Origin of the sequence: Mesorhizobium sp. NPDC059054, assembly GCF_042739215.1 — a bacterium.
Taxonomy (GTDB): domain Bacteria; phylum Pseudomonadota; class Alphaproteobacteria; order Rhizobiales; family Rhizobiaceae; genus Mesorhizobium.
Window position 1 is genome coordinate 386,427 of record NZ_JBHYHV010000006.1, and the last position, 15,846, is coordinate 402,272.

15 protein-coding genes are annotated in these 15,846 nt (G+C 58.0%); 1 reads left to right on the plus strand and 14 read right to left on the minus strand.

What is annotated here, in order from left to right; translation table 11 throughout:
* Positions 1-23: 23 nt before the first annotated feature.
* From ACFWXH_RS25665 to ACFWXH_RS25700, 8 genes are all read right to left on the minus strand, one after another.
* The gene (locus ACFWXH_RS25665; protein ID WP_379124129.1) at positions 24-1,334 is read right to left on the minus strand and encodes a D-tagatose-bisphosphate aldolase, class II, non-catalytic subunit; all 1,311 of its coding nucleotides are present in this window, start codon (positions 1,332-1,334) and stop codon (positions 24-26) included.
* Positions 1,331-2,284 (minus strand): SIS domain-containing protein, encoded by a 954-nt coding sequence (locus ACFWXH_RS25670; RefSeq protein ID WP_379124130.1) that lies wholly within the window; start codon positions 2,282-2,284, stop codon positions 1,331-1,333. The genes ACFWXH_RS25665 and ACFWXH_RS25670 overlap by 4 nt, the downstream gene beginning before the upstream one ends.
* 14 nt (positions 2,285-2,298) lie before the next feature.
* Positions 2,299-3,132, minus strand: a complete 834-nt coding sequence (locus ACFWXH_RS25675) for a carbohydrate ABC transporter permease (RefSeq protein ID WP_379124418.1) — start codon at positions 3,130-3,132, stop codon at positions 2,299-2,301.
* A 23-nt stretch (positions 3,133-3,155) separates the two neighbouring features.
* Entirely contained in the window at positions 3,156-4,076 is a 921-nt protein-coding gene (locus ACFWXH_RS25680; RefSeq protein ID WP_379124131.1) for a carbohydrate ABC transporter permease, read from the minus strand.
* Positions 4,073-5,329 (minus strand): ABC transporter substrate-binding protein, encoded by a 1,257-nt coding sequence (locus tag ACFWXH_RS25685; protein WP_379124419.1) that lies wholly within the window; start codon positions 5,327-5,329, stop codon positions 4,073-4,075. Before ACFWXH_RS25685 ends, ACFWXH_RS25680 begins: the two co-directional genes overlap by 4 nt.
* A 31-nt stretch (positions 5,330-5,360) precedes the next feature.
* A complete protein-coding gene (locus ACFWXH_RS25690; RefSeq protein WP_379124132.1) occupies positions 5,361-6,329 on the minus strand; it encodes an N-acetylglucosamine kinase in 969 nt (322 codons plus the stop codon).
* Positions 6,326-7,123 carry a DeoR/GlpR family DNA-binding transcription regulator gene (locus ACFWXH_RS25695; protein ID WP_379124133.1) on the minus strand — a complete coding sequence of 266 codons (798 nt, stop codon included), beginning with the start codon at positions 7,121-7,123 and terminating at the stop codon, positions 6,326-6,328. The genes ACFWXH_RS25690 and ACFWXH_RS25695 overlap by 4 nt, the downstream gene beginning before the upstream one ends.
* A gap of 193 nt (positions 7,124-7,316) precedes the next feature.
* Positions 7,317-8,627 (minus strand): alpha-glucosidase/alpha-galactosidase, encoded by a 1,311-nt coding sequence (locus ACFWXH_RS25700; protein ID WP_379124134.1) that lies wholly within the window; start codon positions 8,625-8,627, stop codon positions 7,317-7,319.
* 119 nt (positions 8,628-8,746) lie between these two features.
* Between ACFWXH_RS25700 and ACFWXH_RS25705 the strand changes: the two genes are divergently transcribed.
* A complete protein-coding gene (locus ACFWXH_RS25705; protein ID WP_379124420.1) occupies positions 8,747-9,634 on the plus strand; it encodes a helix-turn-helix domain-containing protein in 888 nt (295 codons plus the stop codon).
* Positions 9,635-9,763: 129 nt separating this feature from the next.
* Here the strand turns inward: ACFWXH_RS25705 and ACFWXH_RS25710 are convergent, their stop codons facing one another.
* The 6 genes from ACFWXH_RS25710 to ACFWXH_RS25735 all read right to left on the minus strand — a co-directional run bounded on the left by ACFWXH_RS25710 (position 9,764) and on the right by ACFWXH_RS25735 (position 15,744).
* Positions 9,764-10,675 (minus strand): SMP-30/gluconolactonase/LRE family protein, encoded by a 912-nt coding sequence (locus ACFWXH_RS25710; protein WP_379124135.1) that lies wholly within the window; start codon positions 10,673-10,675, stop codon positions 9,764-9,766.
* A gap of 11 nt (positions 10,676-10,686) precedes the next feature.
* Positions 10,687-11,838 carry a mandelate racemase/muconate lactonizing enzyme family protein gene (locus ACFWXH_RS25715; RefSeq protein WP_379124136.1) on the minus strand — a complete coding sequence of 384 codons (1,152 nt, stop codon included), beginning with the start codon at positions 11,836-11,838 and terminating at the stop codon, positions 10,687-10,689.
* Positions 11,839-11,891: 53 nt separating this feature from the next.
* Entirely contained in the window at positions 11,892-12,650 is a 759-nt protein-coding gene (locus ACFWXH_RS25720) for an SDR family NAD(P)-dependent oxidoreductase (RefSeq protein ID WP_379124137.1), read from the minus strand.
* Between the two features lie 24 nt (positions 12,651-12,674).
* Entirely contained in the window at positions 12,675-13,523 is an 849-nt protein-coding gene (locus tag ACFWXH_RS25725) for a carbohydrate ABC transporter permease (RefSeq protein WP_379124421.1), read from the minus strand.
* A gap of 2 nt (positions 13,524-13,525) precedes the next feature.
* Positions 13,526-14,395, minus strand: coding sequence for a carbohydrate ABC transporter permease (locus ACFWXH_RS25730; RefSeq protein ID WP_379124138.1), 870 nt, complete (start codon positions 14,393-14,395; stop codon positions 13,526-13,528).
* Between the two features lie 107 nt (positions 14,396-14,502).
* On the minus strand, positions 14,503-15,744 hold the full coding sequence (locus ACFWXH_RS25735) for an ABC transporter substrate-binding protein (RefSeq protein ID WP_379124139.1): 1,242 nt from the start codon (positions 15,742-15,744) through the stop codon (positions 14,503-14,505).
* Positions 15,745-15,846 lie beyond the last annotated feature (102 nt).

Here is a 15,846-nt window from a genome sequence, read left to right on the forward strand (position 1 = left end):
CGGGTTTGTGTGACGTGGAGACATCAGCCGCCATCCCGCTTACTTCGGATCGCCGCATTGTAGGGCGCCAAAGCGTCCTCGATGGCGGCAAGGCACAGTTCACGAGGCCGCGGCGGAATCTTTTGCGCGACCACGCGAGAATGAAGCCGACCTAGGTATTGGCTGATAAGCGGCAGCGGTATGCCGTGGTTGAGCTTGGCGAACAGCCGATTGACTGCGGCTTCGGCACGCTCGTCCGGCCAGTAATAACGGATACGATCGCTGTAGCTGAAATGTCGTTGCAATCGCCGTTCCGAGTCATCACCTGGATAATGCGACACCCAGTGGCTCGGGTTTTCCAGCATGATATCCTCCATCGTCGTCGCGAGGGAGTCCTCTGAGGTATTGCCAAGCACAGCTGCAATTGTGTCGAGGCCATAGAGTGCCTCTCGCAGGGCAAAGGTGAGTCCCGGCCCTACCTTGAGGATGGCGAAACCGTCATCGACCAGCGCAGAAAGCGCCGCCGCTGGTTGGTAGTCGGTCGAATGAGCTTCGAACACCACGTCCGGCATGCCTTGCAGTGCGGCGCTGAGTTGGCACGCATGCTCGCGGCGATAAACGGCGATACCCGTATTGTCGAATTCGACTCCAGGCTGAACAACGACCCCAATCACGCGTTCGAGGGCAATGTCGATGCCGGCCTTGACGAAGGCAGCCTTGTGAACGGACAGCGTCTGCAGTGCCGCCTCTGGCCGGGTCACCTCGATGGAAGAGAGCGCGTGGGTTGCACCGCCCGGAGGCGGCACTTCTGTTCCCACGATGTAAAGTGGTCGCCTGACGCCAGCGCGCTCCGCTGCCTTTTCCGCGACCACCGCCAACCGAGCTGCTCGAATGGCGGTTAGATCATCAGCCAGTGCGGTGGGTTCGCCGGCGCAGCCCATCGAGGTGTCGAGGTGGATTTTCTCGAATCCTGCAGCCACATAGGCGGCAACCATGTCTTCCGCCTTCTCCAAGGCTTGCTCTGCCGGCAGCGCCCTCCAGGGATTGGGTCCAAGATGGTCGCCACCGAAGATGATATTGCCAGTGGCAAAGCCAATGGTGTCAGCGATCTTTTCGACGAACTCGCGGAAGCGAGCGGGTGACATTCCTGTGTAGCCGCCATCGTGATTGACCTGATTGCAGGTCGCCTCAATAAGAACCGGTGTGTTTTCGGCAAGGCCGTTTCTCAGCGCGGCTTCGATGACCAGAGGATGTGCCGAACAGATCGAGGTGATCCCGCCAGGTCGCGGCGAAATGCGAGCACCCATCAGCCGAGCCAGTACATTCTCTCGATTTTGTGCCATGAACGAATTCATGCCAGCTTCACGACCTTGGTCAGATGGCGAGGCGCAACTGTATCGATCTGCCTGGCCTGCGCCGCGCGCTCGCCAAGTATCTGCAGGGCAGGCAAGAGGTTGAGGCCCACAAGTGCCGGAGCGCAATCGATGTCGAATTCAGCATCGCCCGGGCCGCCGAAACCGATGACCACGGCACCCTTTTCCTGTAGCTCCGCAACCAGCTTCGCCTCGGCTGACTTCTGGTCGGCGTTATAAAGCATGATAGCTACGGTGCTGCTGTCGACGAGGCTGATAGGCCCATGCCGGTATTCCAGCGGATGAAAGGCCTGCGTGAAGCTCTGGCTCATTTCCATGAGTTTCAGCGCGCCTTCCAGCGCCACGCCGTAGAGAGCGCCGCCGCCAAGAAATACGAAATGCGAACGACCTGCGATCAGACGCGGAACGACCTTATCGACAGCCTCGGCCAGATGACGTGCCGAGCCAACCAACGGATGGGGAACGTCCTGCCCAATGATTTCGAGACAAAGAAGCAGCATGAGGCTGGCCGATACGGTCATGACGATTCCCTCGCCGGGATGGGTAGTGGCCTTCACCAACCGGTCGCAATTCTTCGCGAGAGCGCTGTCGGGTTCCACCGTCACGGCAGTCACGAACGCACCGGCCGCACGGCTCGCCTTGCTGGCCGCAACCGTCTCGGTCGTCTCGCCGCTGCGCGAAAGGGCAATCACATGTGTGCGCTCCCAGCGCGGCCAGAAGGCGTTCGGTTTATTGAGCCATTCCCCACCGGGAACGGCGATCGCCGGACGGCCGAAAATATTGGCTTGCGCGGCGAGCGAGAGTGCCAGGTTGTAGGATGTGCCGCACCCAAGAAAGACCGTCAGCTCAGCCTCATCCGGCGCCGATATCGAGCCGATCGCCTTTTCCCAATAGGGAAACTGCTCGAATATGACACGTTCCGTGATGTTCATGAAAATCTCCGGTTTCATTTGACTGAGCCAGCCAGGAGGCCGCTCACGAGGTAGCGATTGAGGAAAATGACGACGAGTGCAGGGATGACGATGGCGATGGAACCACTTGCGGTGATCAACCCGTAGTCGATGAAATTCTTGGTGATGAATTCCGGAATCAGAACCGTTAGCGGTTTGGTCGCCTCCGGCGAAAAGATCAGCGGCACGAGATACTGTCCCCACGCACCGAGGAAGGTAAGGATGGCTGCGGCCGTCAGACCAGGACCAGCCAGCGGCAGAACGATCTTGAAGAAGATATAGAGTCGCCCCGCTCCATCGAGTTGTGCCGCCTCCTCCAGCGCGATTGGCAGCGCCTCGAAAACACTGCGCAGAAGCCACAGAGACAGCGGCAGGAAGGCCGACACGTAGATCAGCGCTACCCCGACATAGGTATCCACCAGATGCAGACGGATCATGATCTGGTAAAGCGGGATCAGAACAGCATAGGCGGGAATGGCGAGCGTGGCGACGACAGCTGCGAACAAAGCCCGCCTGCCGGGAAATTCAAGCCGCGTAAAGGCATAAGCCCCGAGCGCTGCGATCGCCACGCACAGAACCGTTGCAGCGACAGCGGTCACGACGCTGTTGATCAGCGCTGCGCGAAACTGCGCCCACACCTCGACCCCGCCAATGCGGGCAACGTTAATGCCTAGCAGACGGGAGAAATGGTCCAGAGTGAGGTGTTGAGGAATGAAATGGATCGGCCGCGCCGAAAAATCCTCCGAGGGCGTAAATGCGCTGGCCAACGTCCAGTAGACTGGCCCCAATGACCAGATCAACAGGGCTGCGACGCCCGCCCAAACCATAATCCGATAGCCGAATGTCTGTTTCATCAGTCGAACCGAGTGTTGCGGTACACGCGCAGCACGTAGACGAGCGAAACCAGCAGCGAGACAAGCGTGATCACGAGCGAAAGTGCCATGCCGTATGAAAACCGGAGATTCTGGAAGGTTTCGAGATAGATCTGAACCAGGACAGGCCGTGTCTCCAGACTGGAGCCCGCCAGCACCCACGCCTCGTCGAACAGGTTGAAAGCATTGACCGTCGCATTGGTCATGGAAACGGCGATCGCACTTCGCACCAGGGGCAGAGTAATGCGCAGGAACATCTGTGTGCGCGTGGCGCCGTCAATTCGTGCGGCCTCGTAAAGGTGCGCTGGGATGCCTTGCATAGCCGCAAGCACGATCACCACCGTCAGCGGCATCATGCGCCAGACATGGACAACAGTGACAGCCAGGATCGCGCTTGTGCGGTCGTTGAACCAAACGTGGTTCTCAAAAGGAAAACCGAACGCCGACAGGATCCCGTTGAGGAGGCCAGCGCCTGGCTGAAATATCCACAGCCAGATGACGGCGTTGACAACACCCGGCAGCGCCCACGGCAATATTACCGCAGCCAGCAGCCATTGCCGTCCGACCCGCACCTGGTTGATGAGAGCGGCGGCGAGCACGCCGAAAACCGTTTCCGCCATCACCGCCAGAAAAACGTAGAGAAGCGTGTTGATCCATGCCGTTCCAAGCTGGCCATCGGAAAACATGCGGGCATAGTTTTCCAATCCGATGAACGGCGTTCCAGCTTGCATCGGGTTGACCCGATGGAAGCTGTCCCACACAGTTCTGCCCATCGGCGCGAAGACCAGTGTCGCCATGGTGATCAGGATGGGCGCCACAAGCAAAAGCCCTAACATGGCGTCGCCGCTCCCGCCGACGCCATGTTTTTGCCGCGCTTTGTTGAGCGAGACGGCCAATGTCATTGAGCCTTGGCCTGCATGGTGGCTTCGGCAATGCTCTGTACAGCCTGTTCAACGGTCATCTGGCCTTTCGCGGCACTGTTGATGGCCGTGTTCACCGCGCTTGAAAATTGCGGATACCAGGTCGGCGTTCCTTGCGGGAACAGCGCCTCGATTGTCTTGGATTGCGCCACAAGGGCACCGCCGCTACGCAGCTTTCCACCGTCGTTCAGTTCCGAAAGAACGGATGTCCGTGTGGGCAAGATGCCATTGGCGACGTAGTTCTGCGTCTGGAACTTCTTGCCGGTGAACCATTTTATGAATTCGACTGCAGCTTCCTTGTTCTGAGACACTTTTGGAATGCCGAGCGCTTCCGGCAAGCCAAAGCTGCGTGTTTTTCCACTGGAGGTGGCCACCGTGATCGCTTCGATCTGGCCGGCCACCTTGGACTGAGGACCGTTTATCTGACCGAGCCGGCCGGGCTCTCCGGAAATCATGATGCTGGTCAGGCCCTGAGCGAACTGCCCATCGTTGATCTGACTGTCCTTCAGATTGGTGGAGGCGGGATCGACAAGTCCCTCCTTCAAAAGCATCAGCTCGAACTCCAGAGCCTTGTAGCCGGCCGAATCCGGCTTGGTGAAAAGCGGTTCGAAGTTCGCGTCAAACAAATCCCCACCAAACGCTTTCGTCAGGAGATACCAGCTTGTGGAAGCACCTTCGGTTGGCGATAGCGGCAGGCCGATCGGATAGTTGACGATGCCTTTTTGTTTGATCTTCTTCGCTGCGGCCACAAGTCCGTCGAGCGTTGTTGGCATTTCGGCGACGCCGGCATCGTTGAAATGCTTCTTGTTCACCAGCATCACGCGGAAATCATTGCTGTAGGGGATGCCTAGCAGCTTGCCGTCAACTGTGAAGATGCTGGAAACGCCCACATCCTTCAAAGTTTCCGCGTCGATTGAGTCGTTCAAGGGCAGATACCAGTCGGCCGCACTGAATTGTCCCGTCCATGACCAGTCGATCTCCGTGACATCGGCTGGCGTGGTGCCGGCGATGAGCGCTGTCACGAGCTTGGGCCGGATATCGTCCCACGCCAGCGTCTGCATGTTGACGTGAATGCCGGTCTCGGCCTCGAAATCAGCGGCGATGTTCGAGGCTTGAGGAGACGGCATGAGTACTGTGATGGTCTGCCCGGCAAATGTCTTCTTGTCTTGACTTTGCGCCGGTCCGGCGATGGCGAGGGCCGTCGAAGCGGCCATCAGCAGAATAAATTTACGCATGTTCCCTTTTTCCTTTTTCTTGAGGCTTGCATTACCTGTTTTGCACCGCCGCGCTGCTTGCATCGCCGGCGATGTGCCCGATCCAGCCATCATCGATAGGCCAGTCGAGAAGCTGGGCGGCAGCCAACAGGGCGCCACCGATTGGCGGAAGTATCGGCTCGCTCAGCGGGCGACCAATTTTGTGCTGCAGCGCATTGAGCAACCTGCGGCTGCCGAACGTGCCACCGGCATACGTCCAGGCAGACGGCACTTTGTCGTGATCGACAACAGCGCCAATAGCGGAGACATGCTTTGCCAACTCCTCTGCTGCCTGCTCGATGAGACAAGCAGCGCCGGCGTCGCCGGCCTCCGCCGCGCGGTCAACCAGAACAGCCAAGGCGGCGATCCCGGCACGCGGATTGATGAGGTCCGTCACCCAGCCTGCGAGCGCGTTAATCGGATCGGCCCTGTCGATGCGCAAATGCGCGAATACAAGGTCGGTCAGTGCGGTAGCCCCCGCGCGTCCATCAATGCTTTGACTGATGAGGCTGAGTGCTGCCCGGCCGATCCAATAGCTGCTGCCTTCGTCGCCGATGGTGTCACCCCAGCCACCAACGCGGTGAGAAACGCCTACCGCGTTGCGCGCCCATGCCATCGAACCAGTTCCGGAAAGAACAAGGATGCCGGCCCCTCCGACAAATGCGCCGAGGTGAGCGGCTTCGACATCGTTGAGCATGCGCGTCGGCACATCGCCAAACAATTGTTTGACCGCCTCGCGCTGCATTCGAGAGAGGCTTTCCACCTCGCCATAGGCGGGCAATGCAGCGGCAATCGCACCCAGCCGCGGCTCATTCACAAATGGAACAAGCTGAGCATCGAGCTCCTGGCGCCAGTTTGGATTATCCATTGGGTTGACGCCGCCACCTCGCACAAGCCGCAGGAGGCGACCAGACTTGTCGGCCAGCGCAACCAGAACCTTGCTGCCACCACCATCAATACCAAGGATCAGATCGCCGCTCATGGTTTTGCTTCGGCATCCGCAACAACGGTCGCGTTAACGCCAAGCTCCGCAAGCTGAACCCGCCACTGTGCGGACAGACCAGCATCCGTAATCACCTGAGCCGCGGTTAGGGGGGCAACCTTGTACGTTGCAATGGTTCCGAATTTCGAGGAATCGGTGAGGAGAAAGCGATGCGTTGAACGCCCCAGCATGCATCTATTGAGGCTCGCCTCTGCGCTGTCGACACTATAGATCGCGGCGTCGGGGCTGATGGCGCTAGCGCCAAGGAAAAGCTGATCGAACCAGATGGTCTCCAACATCGCCTCGGCTTGGGGACCGACAATAGAAGCATTTTCGCTGCGCAGCTGCCCGCCGAGCAGCACGACATCCAAATTAGGGACGTTGAGGAATTCCTGCGCAACCGTCAGTCCATTGGTGAAAATACGCAGCGGCATCGGATTGACGCGGATGAGCCTGGCGAGCTGGAACACCGTCGTGCCGGCATCGAGAAAGATAGCGGTGCGCGGCGAAAGCAATTCGTAGGCCGCCGTCGCAATGGCACGCTTGGCGATGAGATTGCGCTTCGCTCGCTCCTGAAACGCCAGCTCGATTGAAGAACCTTCAGCGATCCGGGCCCCACCATGCACCCGGTCGATCGCCCCGTCCCGTTCAAGGACCTGCAGATCCCTCCTTACCGTCGCCAGCGACGCGCCAATGGCGTCAGCCAAAGCCTGGATGGTGGAAAAGCCATTTGAGTAGAGGTGGCTGCGAATGGCGTCGAGACGCTCCGATTTCCCTCCCCCGTTCTGGCTCATCGCCTTCCTCCTCCTGCGCGACCACATCCAATTCGATCAAATTTCCACCAAATACGATCACTGTCAATCAATATTCTGATCTATTTTGACCTAGTTTGCACATAAGCACGCGCAAAAAAATCGCGCTTTCCGACCGGGAAAACGCGATTCTCCAAGCTTCAGCGAATCTGGCCCCAAATGGGCAAAAAAATGCCTAGTGATAGCTGGGCAAGAGACTGCCGTGGGCTTCGATCAAATCATCGACCAGTTTCCAGATTTGGTCGGGCGACAGTTCCGCCGAAGTGTGTGGATCGAGAAGCGCGGCCTGATAGATGCGTTCGCGCTTCCCCGTCAGGGCCGCCTCCACGGTCAGTTCCTGTACCGAAATGCTCAGGCGCATCGTCGCGGCGAGTTGAGTTGGTATCCGGCCAACACGAATGGGCTGCACGCCATTGCGGTCGACATGGCAAGGCACCTCGACGACACAGGAAGCTGGCAGGTTTTCTATCAGCCCGTTATTCGGCACGTTGCCGTATATGAGAGTTGGCTGCCCGGTCACCATCGCATGGATGATGCCGGCGGCATACTCGTTGCTGCGACATATTTGGACAGGCTTACCGCCTTCGAGGTTCTCCTTCAATTCCCGCCACCCGGCAATCTGCGCCTCGCAACGGCGAATATACTCATCGAGCGGAATGTTGAGGCTCTCGAGCAGATCGTTTCTGCCATCCTTGATGTACCAGGACGTATATTCCGAAAAATGCTCGCTGGACTCGGTGACGAAATGGCCAAGCCGCCTAAGAACATCGAAGCGCACACGGTCTTCGTGCGGCACTTGCCCCTCCTGTGCCAGGGCCTTGAGGCGCGGATACAGATCTTCCAGACTTCCATCGACGTGCCGTTTTTCATATTTGAGGAAGAAGGCGACATGATTGATGCCTGCCGACACATAGTTGATGTCCGCGATATTTTCCCCAAGGCAGTCGGCGAGATGGGCTGCGGTATGCTGGACGCTGTGGCACAGGCCAACCGTTTTGATGTGAGGCGCAATTTCCTTGATCGCCCAGCAATTGATCGCCATTGGATTGACGTATTGCATCAGCAAAGCGCCGGGACATAGATCTTCCATGTCGCGACAGATCTCGGCCAACACGGGGATCGTGCGCAGTCCGCGAAAGATGCCGCCTATGCCGAGTGTATCGGCAATGGTTTGCCGCAACCCATAACGCTTTGGAATTTCGAAATCGGTGACCGTAGCCGGCCTATAGCCGCCAACCTGCATCATCAGGATGACGAAGTCGGAACCTTTGAGAGCCGTGCGGCGGTCGAGCGTGGCGTCGATCTGGACCGCGTCCAGCCCCAGAGACTGGCAGATACGCCGAGTAACGATCTCCGAGGTTTTGAGCCGCTCCGGATCGATGTCGAACAGACTGATGGCATACTCGCCCGGATTGGAGAGGACATCCCCGAGAATGTTCTGGGCGAAAACCGTGCTACCGGCACCCACAAGGCAAATTTTTGTCATTCCGCGCTCCAATTGAGGAATTCGTTGGCAGGTGGAATGGAGATTATCCTTTCAAATGGGATTTTCCTCCTGCTAATAGCTAAAAAATTCCTGAATCCGCGCAGGCTGGACCTACTATGCTGCAATATCGAAACTCTCGGCGCGAGCAAACCTTCAGCAACCGTGAGGACGAGTTTCTGATCGAGCGTCACATCGCCGACACGATGAGCACGGCGCACTGGCACGATCATGTTGAGATGAACCTCCTGATGGAAGGCAGGATGACCTACCTTTTCAATGGACGGCAGGAGCAAGTCGAGGCTGGGAAGCTCGTGCTGTTTTGGGCGGCGATCCCGCACAGGACGATCGATGTCACGCAAAACGCACCGCTGGTCTGCGTCTACCTGCCTCTGGCGGATTTTCTGAGCCTGCCTATCGATCGCAGCTTCAGGCAGGATATCATGCAAGGCAGATTCCTCACCAACCCGAGAGCAAGTTCCGTCGACGTAACGCTGGCGTCGCAATGGATGCAGGAATGGGAAGCGGGCAACGCAACCCGACGCCGGCTGGTGATCGACGAGGTACGGTTGCGCGTCAGACGTCTCGTGCTCGATACTCTGGAGACACCTGACATCGAATCCCAAGCGATGATCGCCGCAGTCGATCGGGCGGCAGTACGGCGGGCGGAAGCGCTGATGGAATTGATCGGTGCTTACCATCCTGGGCCTCTCTCATTGACGGAACTCGCCCGCCTCTCGGGCATTCACCCGAGCACCGCCAATAGAACCTTTCGCGAAGTGCTGGGTGTCTCGGTGAACGAGTATCTGGTGCGCTACCGACTGGCTCAGGCCATGCAGCGGCTCGCTGACACCAACGATCCGATCCTTCAAATCGCCTATGAATGCGGTTTCGGCTCAAGCAGCCGTTTCTATGATCTTTTCAAGCACCGAACCGGAATGACACCCAAGGTCTTTCGCAACAGAACCAGAGCGCGGGCGCCTTCGTTATCGGTGGCTCCCGAATATTAAAAGCGCATAGGCAACTGAGGGATCAAAGTGGGAGGCCCTGCCGGCGCAGTTCGCAAACGTTTGAACACTCGATTCCAAGCTCCACAGCGCCCTTGCCCGTCGCGGCGCAACATCGGTGCACCGAAGCGACTATGATCGAGATCCAGCGCCGAAAGCGTTTACCGGGCAAATGTAGACCGAGCTCGTAGCGGTTATCATGAGGATGTTCAGTTCGCTGCCGCCAAACGTCAGATTCGCGGCCCGCTCGGGCAGGTTGATGCGGCCAATCATGGTTCCATCAGGAAGATAGCAACGGACGCCTTCTTCTGCGGCCATCCAAAGTCGGCCCTCGCAGTCAACGCGTAAGCCATCGAAGCGCCCGCCAGAATCGGCGAGGACCTCGCCGCCTGAAAGAGCCCAGTCCGTGCCAACACTGAAGCGACGGACATGATCCGGACCGCCCGGACGTTCCGTGCTGCCGGTGTCGACGATATAGAGAAGAGTCTCATCCGGCGAGAAGGCGAGTCCGTTTGGCATCACGAAATCGGTTGTCATCTGTCGGACAATACCGGTCGCGGGATCGAACCGGTAAACATGACAGCCGTCGACATCCGCTCCCGCGCCGCGGTTTCGTGTCCGGCCGTAGGTCGGATCAGAAAACCAGATTGCGCCATCCGATGCCACGACGACATCGTTTGGCGAATTGAAACGCCTGCCCTCGATCCGGTCGACAAGCGGGGTAATCGCACCGTCGAGCTCGGTTCGCACGAGCCGGTGCGTGGTCTGCTCACAGGTAATCAGCCGCCCTTGCCGGTCGACTGTGCTGCCATTGGGACCATTCGCAGGCTGGCGAAATATTGACACCCCCCCTGTCATCACGTCCCAGGCGAGCATACGATCGCCTGGGATATCCGACCAAACCAGAAGGCCTAGCTCAGCAAGCCAAGCCGGACCTTCCGTCCATTCGCTCCCTCTCCAAATGCGTTCGATGTGGGCGTCGGGTATGATGCAAGCGGCAAAGTGCGGATCAATGATATCGAACGCTGGCCCTGCAAGCGGCATTCGAACGATCCCTACCAATTCGTCACCGACCCGTCGCGCCGTTTCAGATGTGGTGGCTCCCAGAATCTGAAACTCTCGCGCGCTATCAAATCCTCATTCACTTCTATGCCGAGCCCAGGCGTGTCCGTTACGGGATAGCACGCATTTTCAATTCGCGGCTGCACCGGGAAGATCTGATCGCTGTCAGTGCCGAGTTGCTCGGCGGTTGAACTTCGGGTTTCCAGCCATGCAAAATTCGGAACGGCGGCAGCAAAGTGCACCGTGGCAGCGGTACAGATCGGGCCAAGCGGGTTGTGGGGCATCATGTCGACATAGTGCGCCTCGCTCCACCCTGCCACTTTCAACGCCTCGGTCAATCCGCCGACATTGCAGACATCGATACGGTTGAATTGATGGATATCGCGTTCGATATAAGGCAGGAATTGCCACTTGCTGGAGAACTCCTCACCGATCGCGAACGGAACGTCGGTGAGTCTGCGTAGCGCTTCGTAAGCCGATGGCGTTTCATCGCGAATGGGTTCTTCCAGAAAATCGAGCGTACCGGATGGCATTTTCTGGCAAAAGCTCGCCGCCTCCGCCACCGAAAGACGGTGATGAAAGTCGATGCCCAGCACAACGTCATCCCCCAGCGCCTCGCGGGCTTTGACGCACCATTTTGCGGTGGCGGCAATGTGCTCGCGCGGTTCATAGAGCGTATCGCCTTGATGTTCGGACGGGGAAAGGCGCAGCGCAGTCCAGCCAGCGTCCATCAGGACTCTTGCCTGCTCGATCATTGCATCGCCCGGGTTGGCCGATGTCGTTGCGAAAGTTGGAATCCTGTCGCGCTGCTTGCCGCCCAAAAGTTGATAGACCGGTACGCCGAGGGCCTTGCCCTTGATGTCATGCAAAGCAATGTCGATCGCCGAGATCGCCGCCTGCAGCACGCGGCCCCCTTCAAAATACTGGCTCCGATACATCTCCTGCCAAAGAGCGCCGATCTGCAGCGGATCTCTGCCGATGAGGAATTCCCGATAGTGCTCGATCGCACCGATCACAGCCTTCTCGCGGCCAGAGAGCCCGCTCTCTCCCCATCCGAAGAGACCCTGGTCTGTCTCCACTTTGACAATGAGCTGATTGCGAGGTTCGACCCAGACCGGGTAGGGACGAATGGCGGTAATCTTCATGCTTTTTGTTCCTTTCTTGGAACTGGCTGCCGCAGAGCGGGCGCTGTGTGTGACTATTCAGGAATGGGATAGAGCAGGGAAGACATCCCGTTATCGGCAACGAGAGTGGCACCGGTGACACCAACCGCCGCGTCCGAAAGCAGGAAGGCGACAAATCTGCCGACATCCATCGGATCGTTGTAGCGCCCCGTGGCATGCCAGCCGGCATAGATGGCAGCCAGTTCGGGATTGGCTTTAACCTCCAGGGCAATCGCTTCGGTATGCGTAAGACCAGGACAGACGGCATTGACGCGAATTTTGTAGCGTCCCAGACTCCAGGCCATGGCGCGCGTCATGGCAGCCATGCCCCCCTTGGTTGCCGCATACATTTCAAAACCGGGCACGCTGGCAAATGCGTGGTTTGAGGCGATGTTGACGATCACGCCACTCCTGCCCTTCTGCATCAAGCGGCCGGCATGCTGAGCGCACAACAGCGATCCGCGCAGATTGACGCTCCAGAGCAACTCGATTTTCTCAAGCGGAAAATCGAGGAAATCACCGGTGATCGTCAGGCCGGCATTGTTCACCAGTCCGTCGAGCCTGCCGTACCGATCATCGACTGACGCAAAGAGCCTGGTAATGCTATCCGGGTCGGAAACGTCAGTTTCGATGAAATCCGTGTTGCGGCCAAGAGCAGCTACGCTCTCAGCCAACGCAACATTCTTCTCGGCAACGACGATGTGGGCACCGAGCGCGCCAGCCGCCTCGACGATGCCAAGACCAATGCCTGCGCCACCTCCTGTGACGATCACCACGCGCTCAGAAAGCGGCATCAGCGAATTCCTTCTAGCCATGTATCACCCTTTCACGGCACCGGCCGAAATGCCGCTGACGATCTGACGTTGGAGGACGAAGAACAGGATCAGCATAGGCAGCGATCCCAGAACCGACGCTGGAAACAGCTTGGTTGGATCGATGTTATGAGTGCCCAAAAACCTGAAGACGGCAACGGTGATGGTGAACTTGCTTTCGTCGGTGAGCAGCAGAAGCGGGTACACCAGATCGTTCCACACACTCAAAGTAACGAACAGCGCGATCGTGCCGGTAATGGGGCGCAGAAGCGGCAGAATGACGTGCCAATAGACCTGTATGGCGTTGCAGCCATCGATGACGGCAGCATCTTCCAACTCTTGCGGAATGGATTTGAGAAAGCTCGTGTAGAAGAACACGCCCAGAGGCAGATTGAGTGCCGTGTAGGCAATGATAACACCGACATAGGTATTCAGCAGATGGAGGTCCCGCAGGAGGATATAGAGCGGCGTCATGCCGATGAAGAGCGGAATGGTCAAACCCAACGTCAGGAAGAGGTAAATCAGCGTGGAAAGCAGCCCCCGCAGCCGCGCCAGCGGGTAAGCCGCGAGTGAAGAAAGCAGGGACACCAGGAGCGTCGTGCTCACCGTGATCACGATCGTATTGGCGATACTGCGCCAATACGCCATAGCGGAGAGAACCCCACGGTAGTTGTCGAGCGTCGGTGCAAGCGGCAGGCCAAGGGGGGTATCCATGATATCTTCGGCCGTTCGTAGCGACATCGCGATCATGTAGAAGATCGGCCAGAAGAAGAGCGCCGCGACGGCGAGCGCCAGCGCACCCAGATAGATGGACTGCCAGCTTGCTCGCCGTCCTATCGAGATGAAGGACTGCACGGTCAAATCCGGTTCTCCCAGGCTCGAAAGAAGCGGTTCTGGATGAACGCGATCGCCGCGATCAGCACCAACATCACAACCGAAAATGCACTGGCGAAACCGAACCGATATTCATTGAAGAGAGCCTTGAATACCGCCAGTCCTAGCGTCGTGGACGCGCCATCGGGCCCGCCATTGGTGAGAATGAGCGGAAGTTCAAAAGTCTTGAGGCTTCCGATGGTGCTCAGCGTTATGTTGACCGTGAAGGCCGGCGCCAAAAGCGGCAATTCAATGTAAAAAAACCGCGACCATGGCCCGGTGCCGTCGATAGCGGCGGCTTCCTGGATCTCCTTGGGAATGTTGCCGTAGCCTGCGAGGAAGATCGCAGCCGAATAGCCGGCGAACATCCAGATATTGACGATTGCAACCGAATAAAGAGCAAGTTTGGCATCGCCGAGCCAAACCTGTTGCCACCCTTCCAAGGCCAGCATGCCAAGGATCTCGTTCAAGCCACCGCCAATGGGCGAATAGATGTATTGCCAAATGAAGCCGGCAACCACCAGCGAGAGCATTGAAGGGACGAGCATGATAACACGAACGAGGTCACGTACAGCCGGTACCGAAAAAAGCAACACGGCCACCGCGAGGCCCAGAAGGTTCTGCAAAACGACAACGACGAAGCTGTAGAACAGCGTCTTCCACAGGATCGCCAGGTTGTTGGGGTCCGTGGCGATCTGCCGGTAATTGTCAAGGCCGATATAGTTGACAGCCCCCACCCCGGAATAGTCCGTGAGACTGTAACGGAGCGCGCTGAGCAGCGGATAGATGCTGAAGATCAGATAGACCGCGAGCGCCGGCAGCGTGAACAGAATAAGCCGGGACTTTGCCTGCATGACAATCTCCTTTGACAACGTCTTGCCAGCAGCGCGACCGTTGAGCGGGACGCATGCCCCTATTGCGGGCGGAAGCGGGGCGGCCGCGCGTCATTTGCGGCCGCGCGTCATTTCGGGATGGCAGCGGCGTCCCAGCGCGCGAGAAGCGGCTTCGGGTCCTGATTGACGTTGGCCAGGAAGGCCATGATCGTATCGCGGCCGACATCGAGCAGCCGTTTCCCCCATAAGCCCTCCGGGAAGAAAGTACGCTCGCGTCGATATGCTTCGAGAAAGGGGCCAGCCAGATCGGGCAATGCCACGGAGCCGCTCTTTAGCGGACTGAGGCCGGCCTCGGCCTTCAAATAGACGTTGAGGTTTTCATCCCTGGCCCAGAACGCCACCCATTTCTTGGCGGCATCGATCTTCTTCGAATGCTTGCTAATCGCCCAGGATGTGGTGATGACATAGGGAGCAACCCCCGAATTGCCGTCGAGCGCGGGAAACGGTCCGAAACTGAAATTCAGCTTTTTCGCACCCGTTTGGAATGGAATGATATTCCAACCGCCTTGCACCAGGAACGCGACACGGCCCGCCCTAAATTCGCTCAGCGCCAAGCTCCACGCGTCGACACCCAGATTGATCTTTGGGTTGAAACAACCCGCATCCACCAAAGCCCTGATCGCTTCGAAACCGCGGTTGAAGTTGGCGTCGTCGACAAATTTCCGCTTCCCGTCGACAAAGCTTTGGGCATAGCCAGGATTCTGTTTGCCCCCGTCCTTCAATGCCAGCGCCGTGGCGAATGCCTGCGGCGCCCAGCCGTCCTTGGCCGGCATCAGCATAGGCGAAATGCCAGCTTTCTTGAGCTTGCCGCACGCCTCAGCCATCATGGCAACATTTTGAGGAAAAGACGTCACACCAGCCTTTTTCATCAGGTCAAGGTTCCCGAAAATCCCAAGCAAGCTCAACTCGGTCGGCAAGGAGTACAACTTCCCATCCACCTTCGTATTGGCCAGATAGTCATCCGAAAGAGCGGAAATCCAAGGCTGGTCGCTCAGCTCCAACAGTTGATCCGCGCGCCCCCACTGACGAGCCAACACGGGATCGACCATGAGGACATCGGGAGCATCACCGCCCTGCATGCGCGCCGGCATCACCGTGTCGGTATCCCCACGGGACAAATAGGTCAGTTTGATCCTGATATCGGGGTTTTGTTTTTCGAATTTTGCAATCAGCTCTGGGAAGTTTGCGATTTCCACTCCACCGCCCTTCCAGGAACTCACTTCCAATTCGACGGGGGCGGCACTGGAAGAACTTGCATAGACAACAGCGAGCATTCCTGCAGCAATCAGGCTGATAGACCGTAAGCGCATGGTTCCTCCTATCTCCAGTCAGGCTCGGCAGGAAAGCGTGGTTCCGCCCACAATCATTCCTTTGGTGTCTACTACCATCCTATGGCTAGCATCATAATGCAC

What these genes read in the sequence shown, in the direction of transcription:
- ACFWXH_RS25695 (WP_379124133.1), bottom strand. Translation starts at nt 7,123, where the DNA reads ATGAGCCAGAACGGGGGAGGGAAATCGGAGCGTCTCGACGCCATTCGC.
- ACFWXH_RS25690 (WP_379124132.1), bottom strand. Translation starts at nt 6,329, where the DNA reads ATGAGCGGCGATCTGATCCTTGGTATTGATGGTGGTGGCAGCAAGGTT.
- ACFWXH_RS25685 (WP_379124419.1), bottom strand. Translation starts at nt 5,329, where the DNA reads ATGCGTAAATTTATTCTGCTGATGGCCGCTTCGACGGCCCTCGCCATC.
- ACFWXH_RS25720 (WP_379124137.1), bottom strand. Translation starts at nt 12,650, where the DNA reads ATGCCGCTTTCTGAGCGCGTGGTGATCGTCACAGGAGGTGGCGCAGGC.
- ACFWXH_RS25730 (WP_379124138.1), bottom strand. Translation starts at nt 14,395, where the DNA reads ATGCAGGCAAAGTCCCGGCTTATTCTGTTCACGCTGCCGGCGCTCGCG.
- ACFWXH_RS25670 (WP_379124130.1), bottom strand. Translation starts at nt 2,284, where the DNA reads ATGAACATCACGGAACGTGTCATATTCGAGCAGTTTCCCTATTGGGAA.
- ACFWXH_RS25715 (WP_379124136.1), bottom strand. Translation starts at nt 11,838, where the DNA reads ATGAAGATTACCGCCATTCGTCCCTACCCGGTCTGGGTCGAACCTCGC.
- ACFWXH_RS25680 (WP_379124131.1), bottom strand. Translation starts at nt 4,076, where the DNA reads ATGACATTGGCCGTCTCGCTCAACAAAGCGCGGCAAAAACATGGCGTC.
- ACFWXH_RS25700 (WP_379124134.1), bottom strand. Translation starts at nt 8,627, where the DNA reads ATGACAAAAATTTGCCTTGTGGGTGCCGGTAGCACGGTTTTCGCCCAG.
- ACFWXH_RS25665 (WP_379124129.1), bottom strand. Translation starts at nt 1,334, where the DNA reads ATGAATTCGTTCATGGCACAAAATCGAGAGAATGTACTGGCTCGGCTG.
- ACFWXH_RS25735 (WP_379124139.1), bottom strand. Translation starts at nt 15,744, where the DNA reads ATGCGCTTACGGTCTATCAGCCTGATTGCTGCAGGAATGCTCGCTGTT.
- ACFWXH_RS25710 (WP_379124135.1), bottom strand. Translation starts at nt 10,675, where the DNA reads ATGCCGCTTGCAGGGCCAGCGTTCGATATCATTGATCCGCACTTTGCC.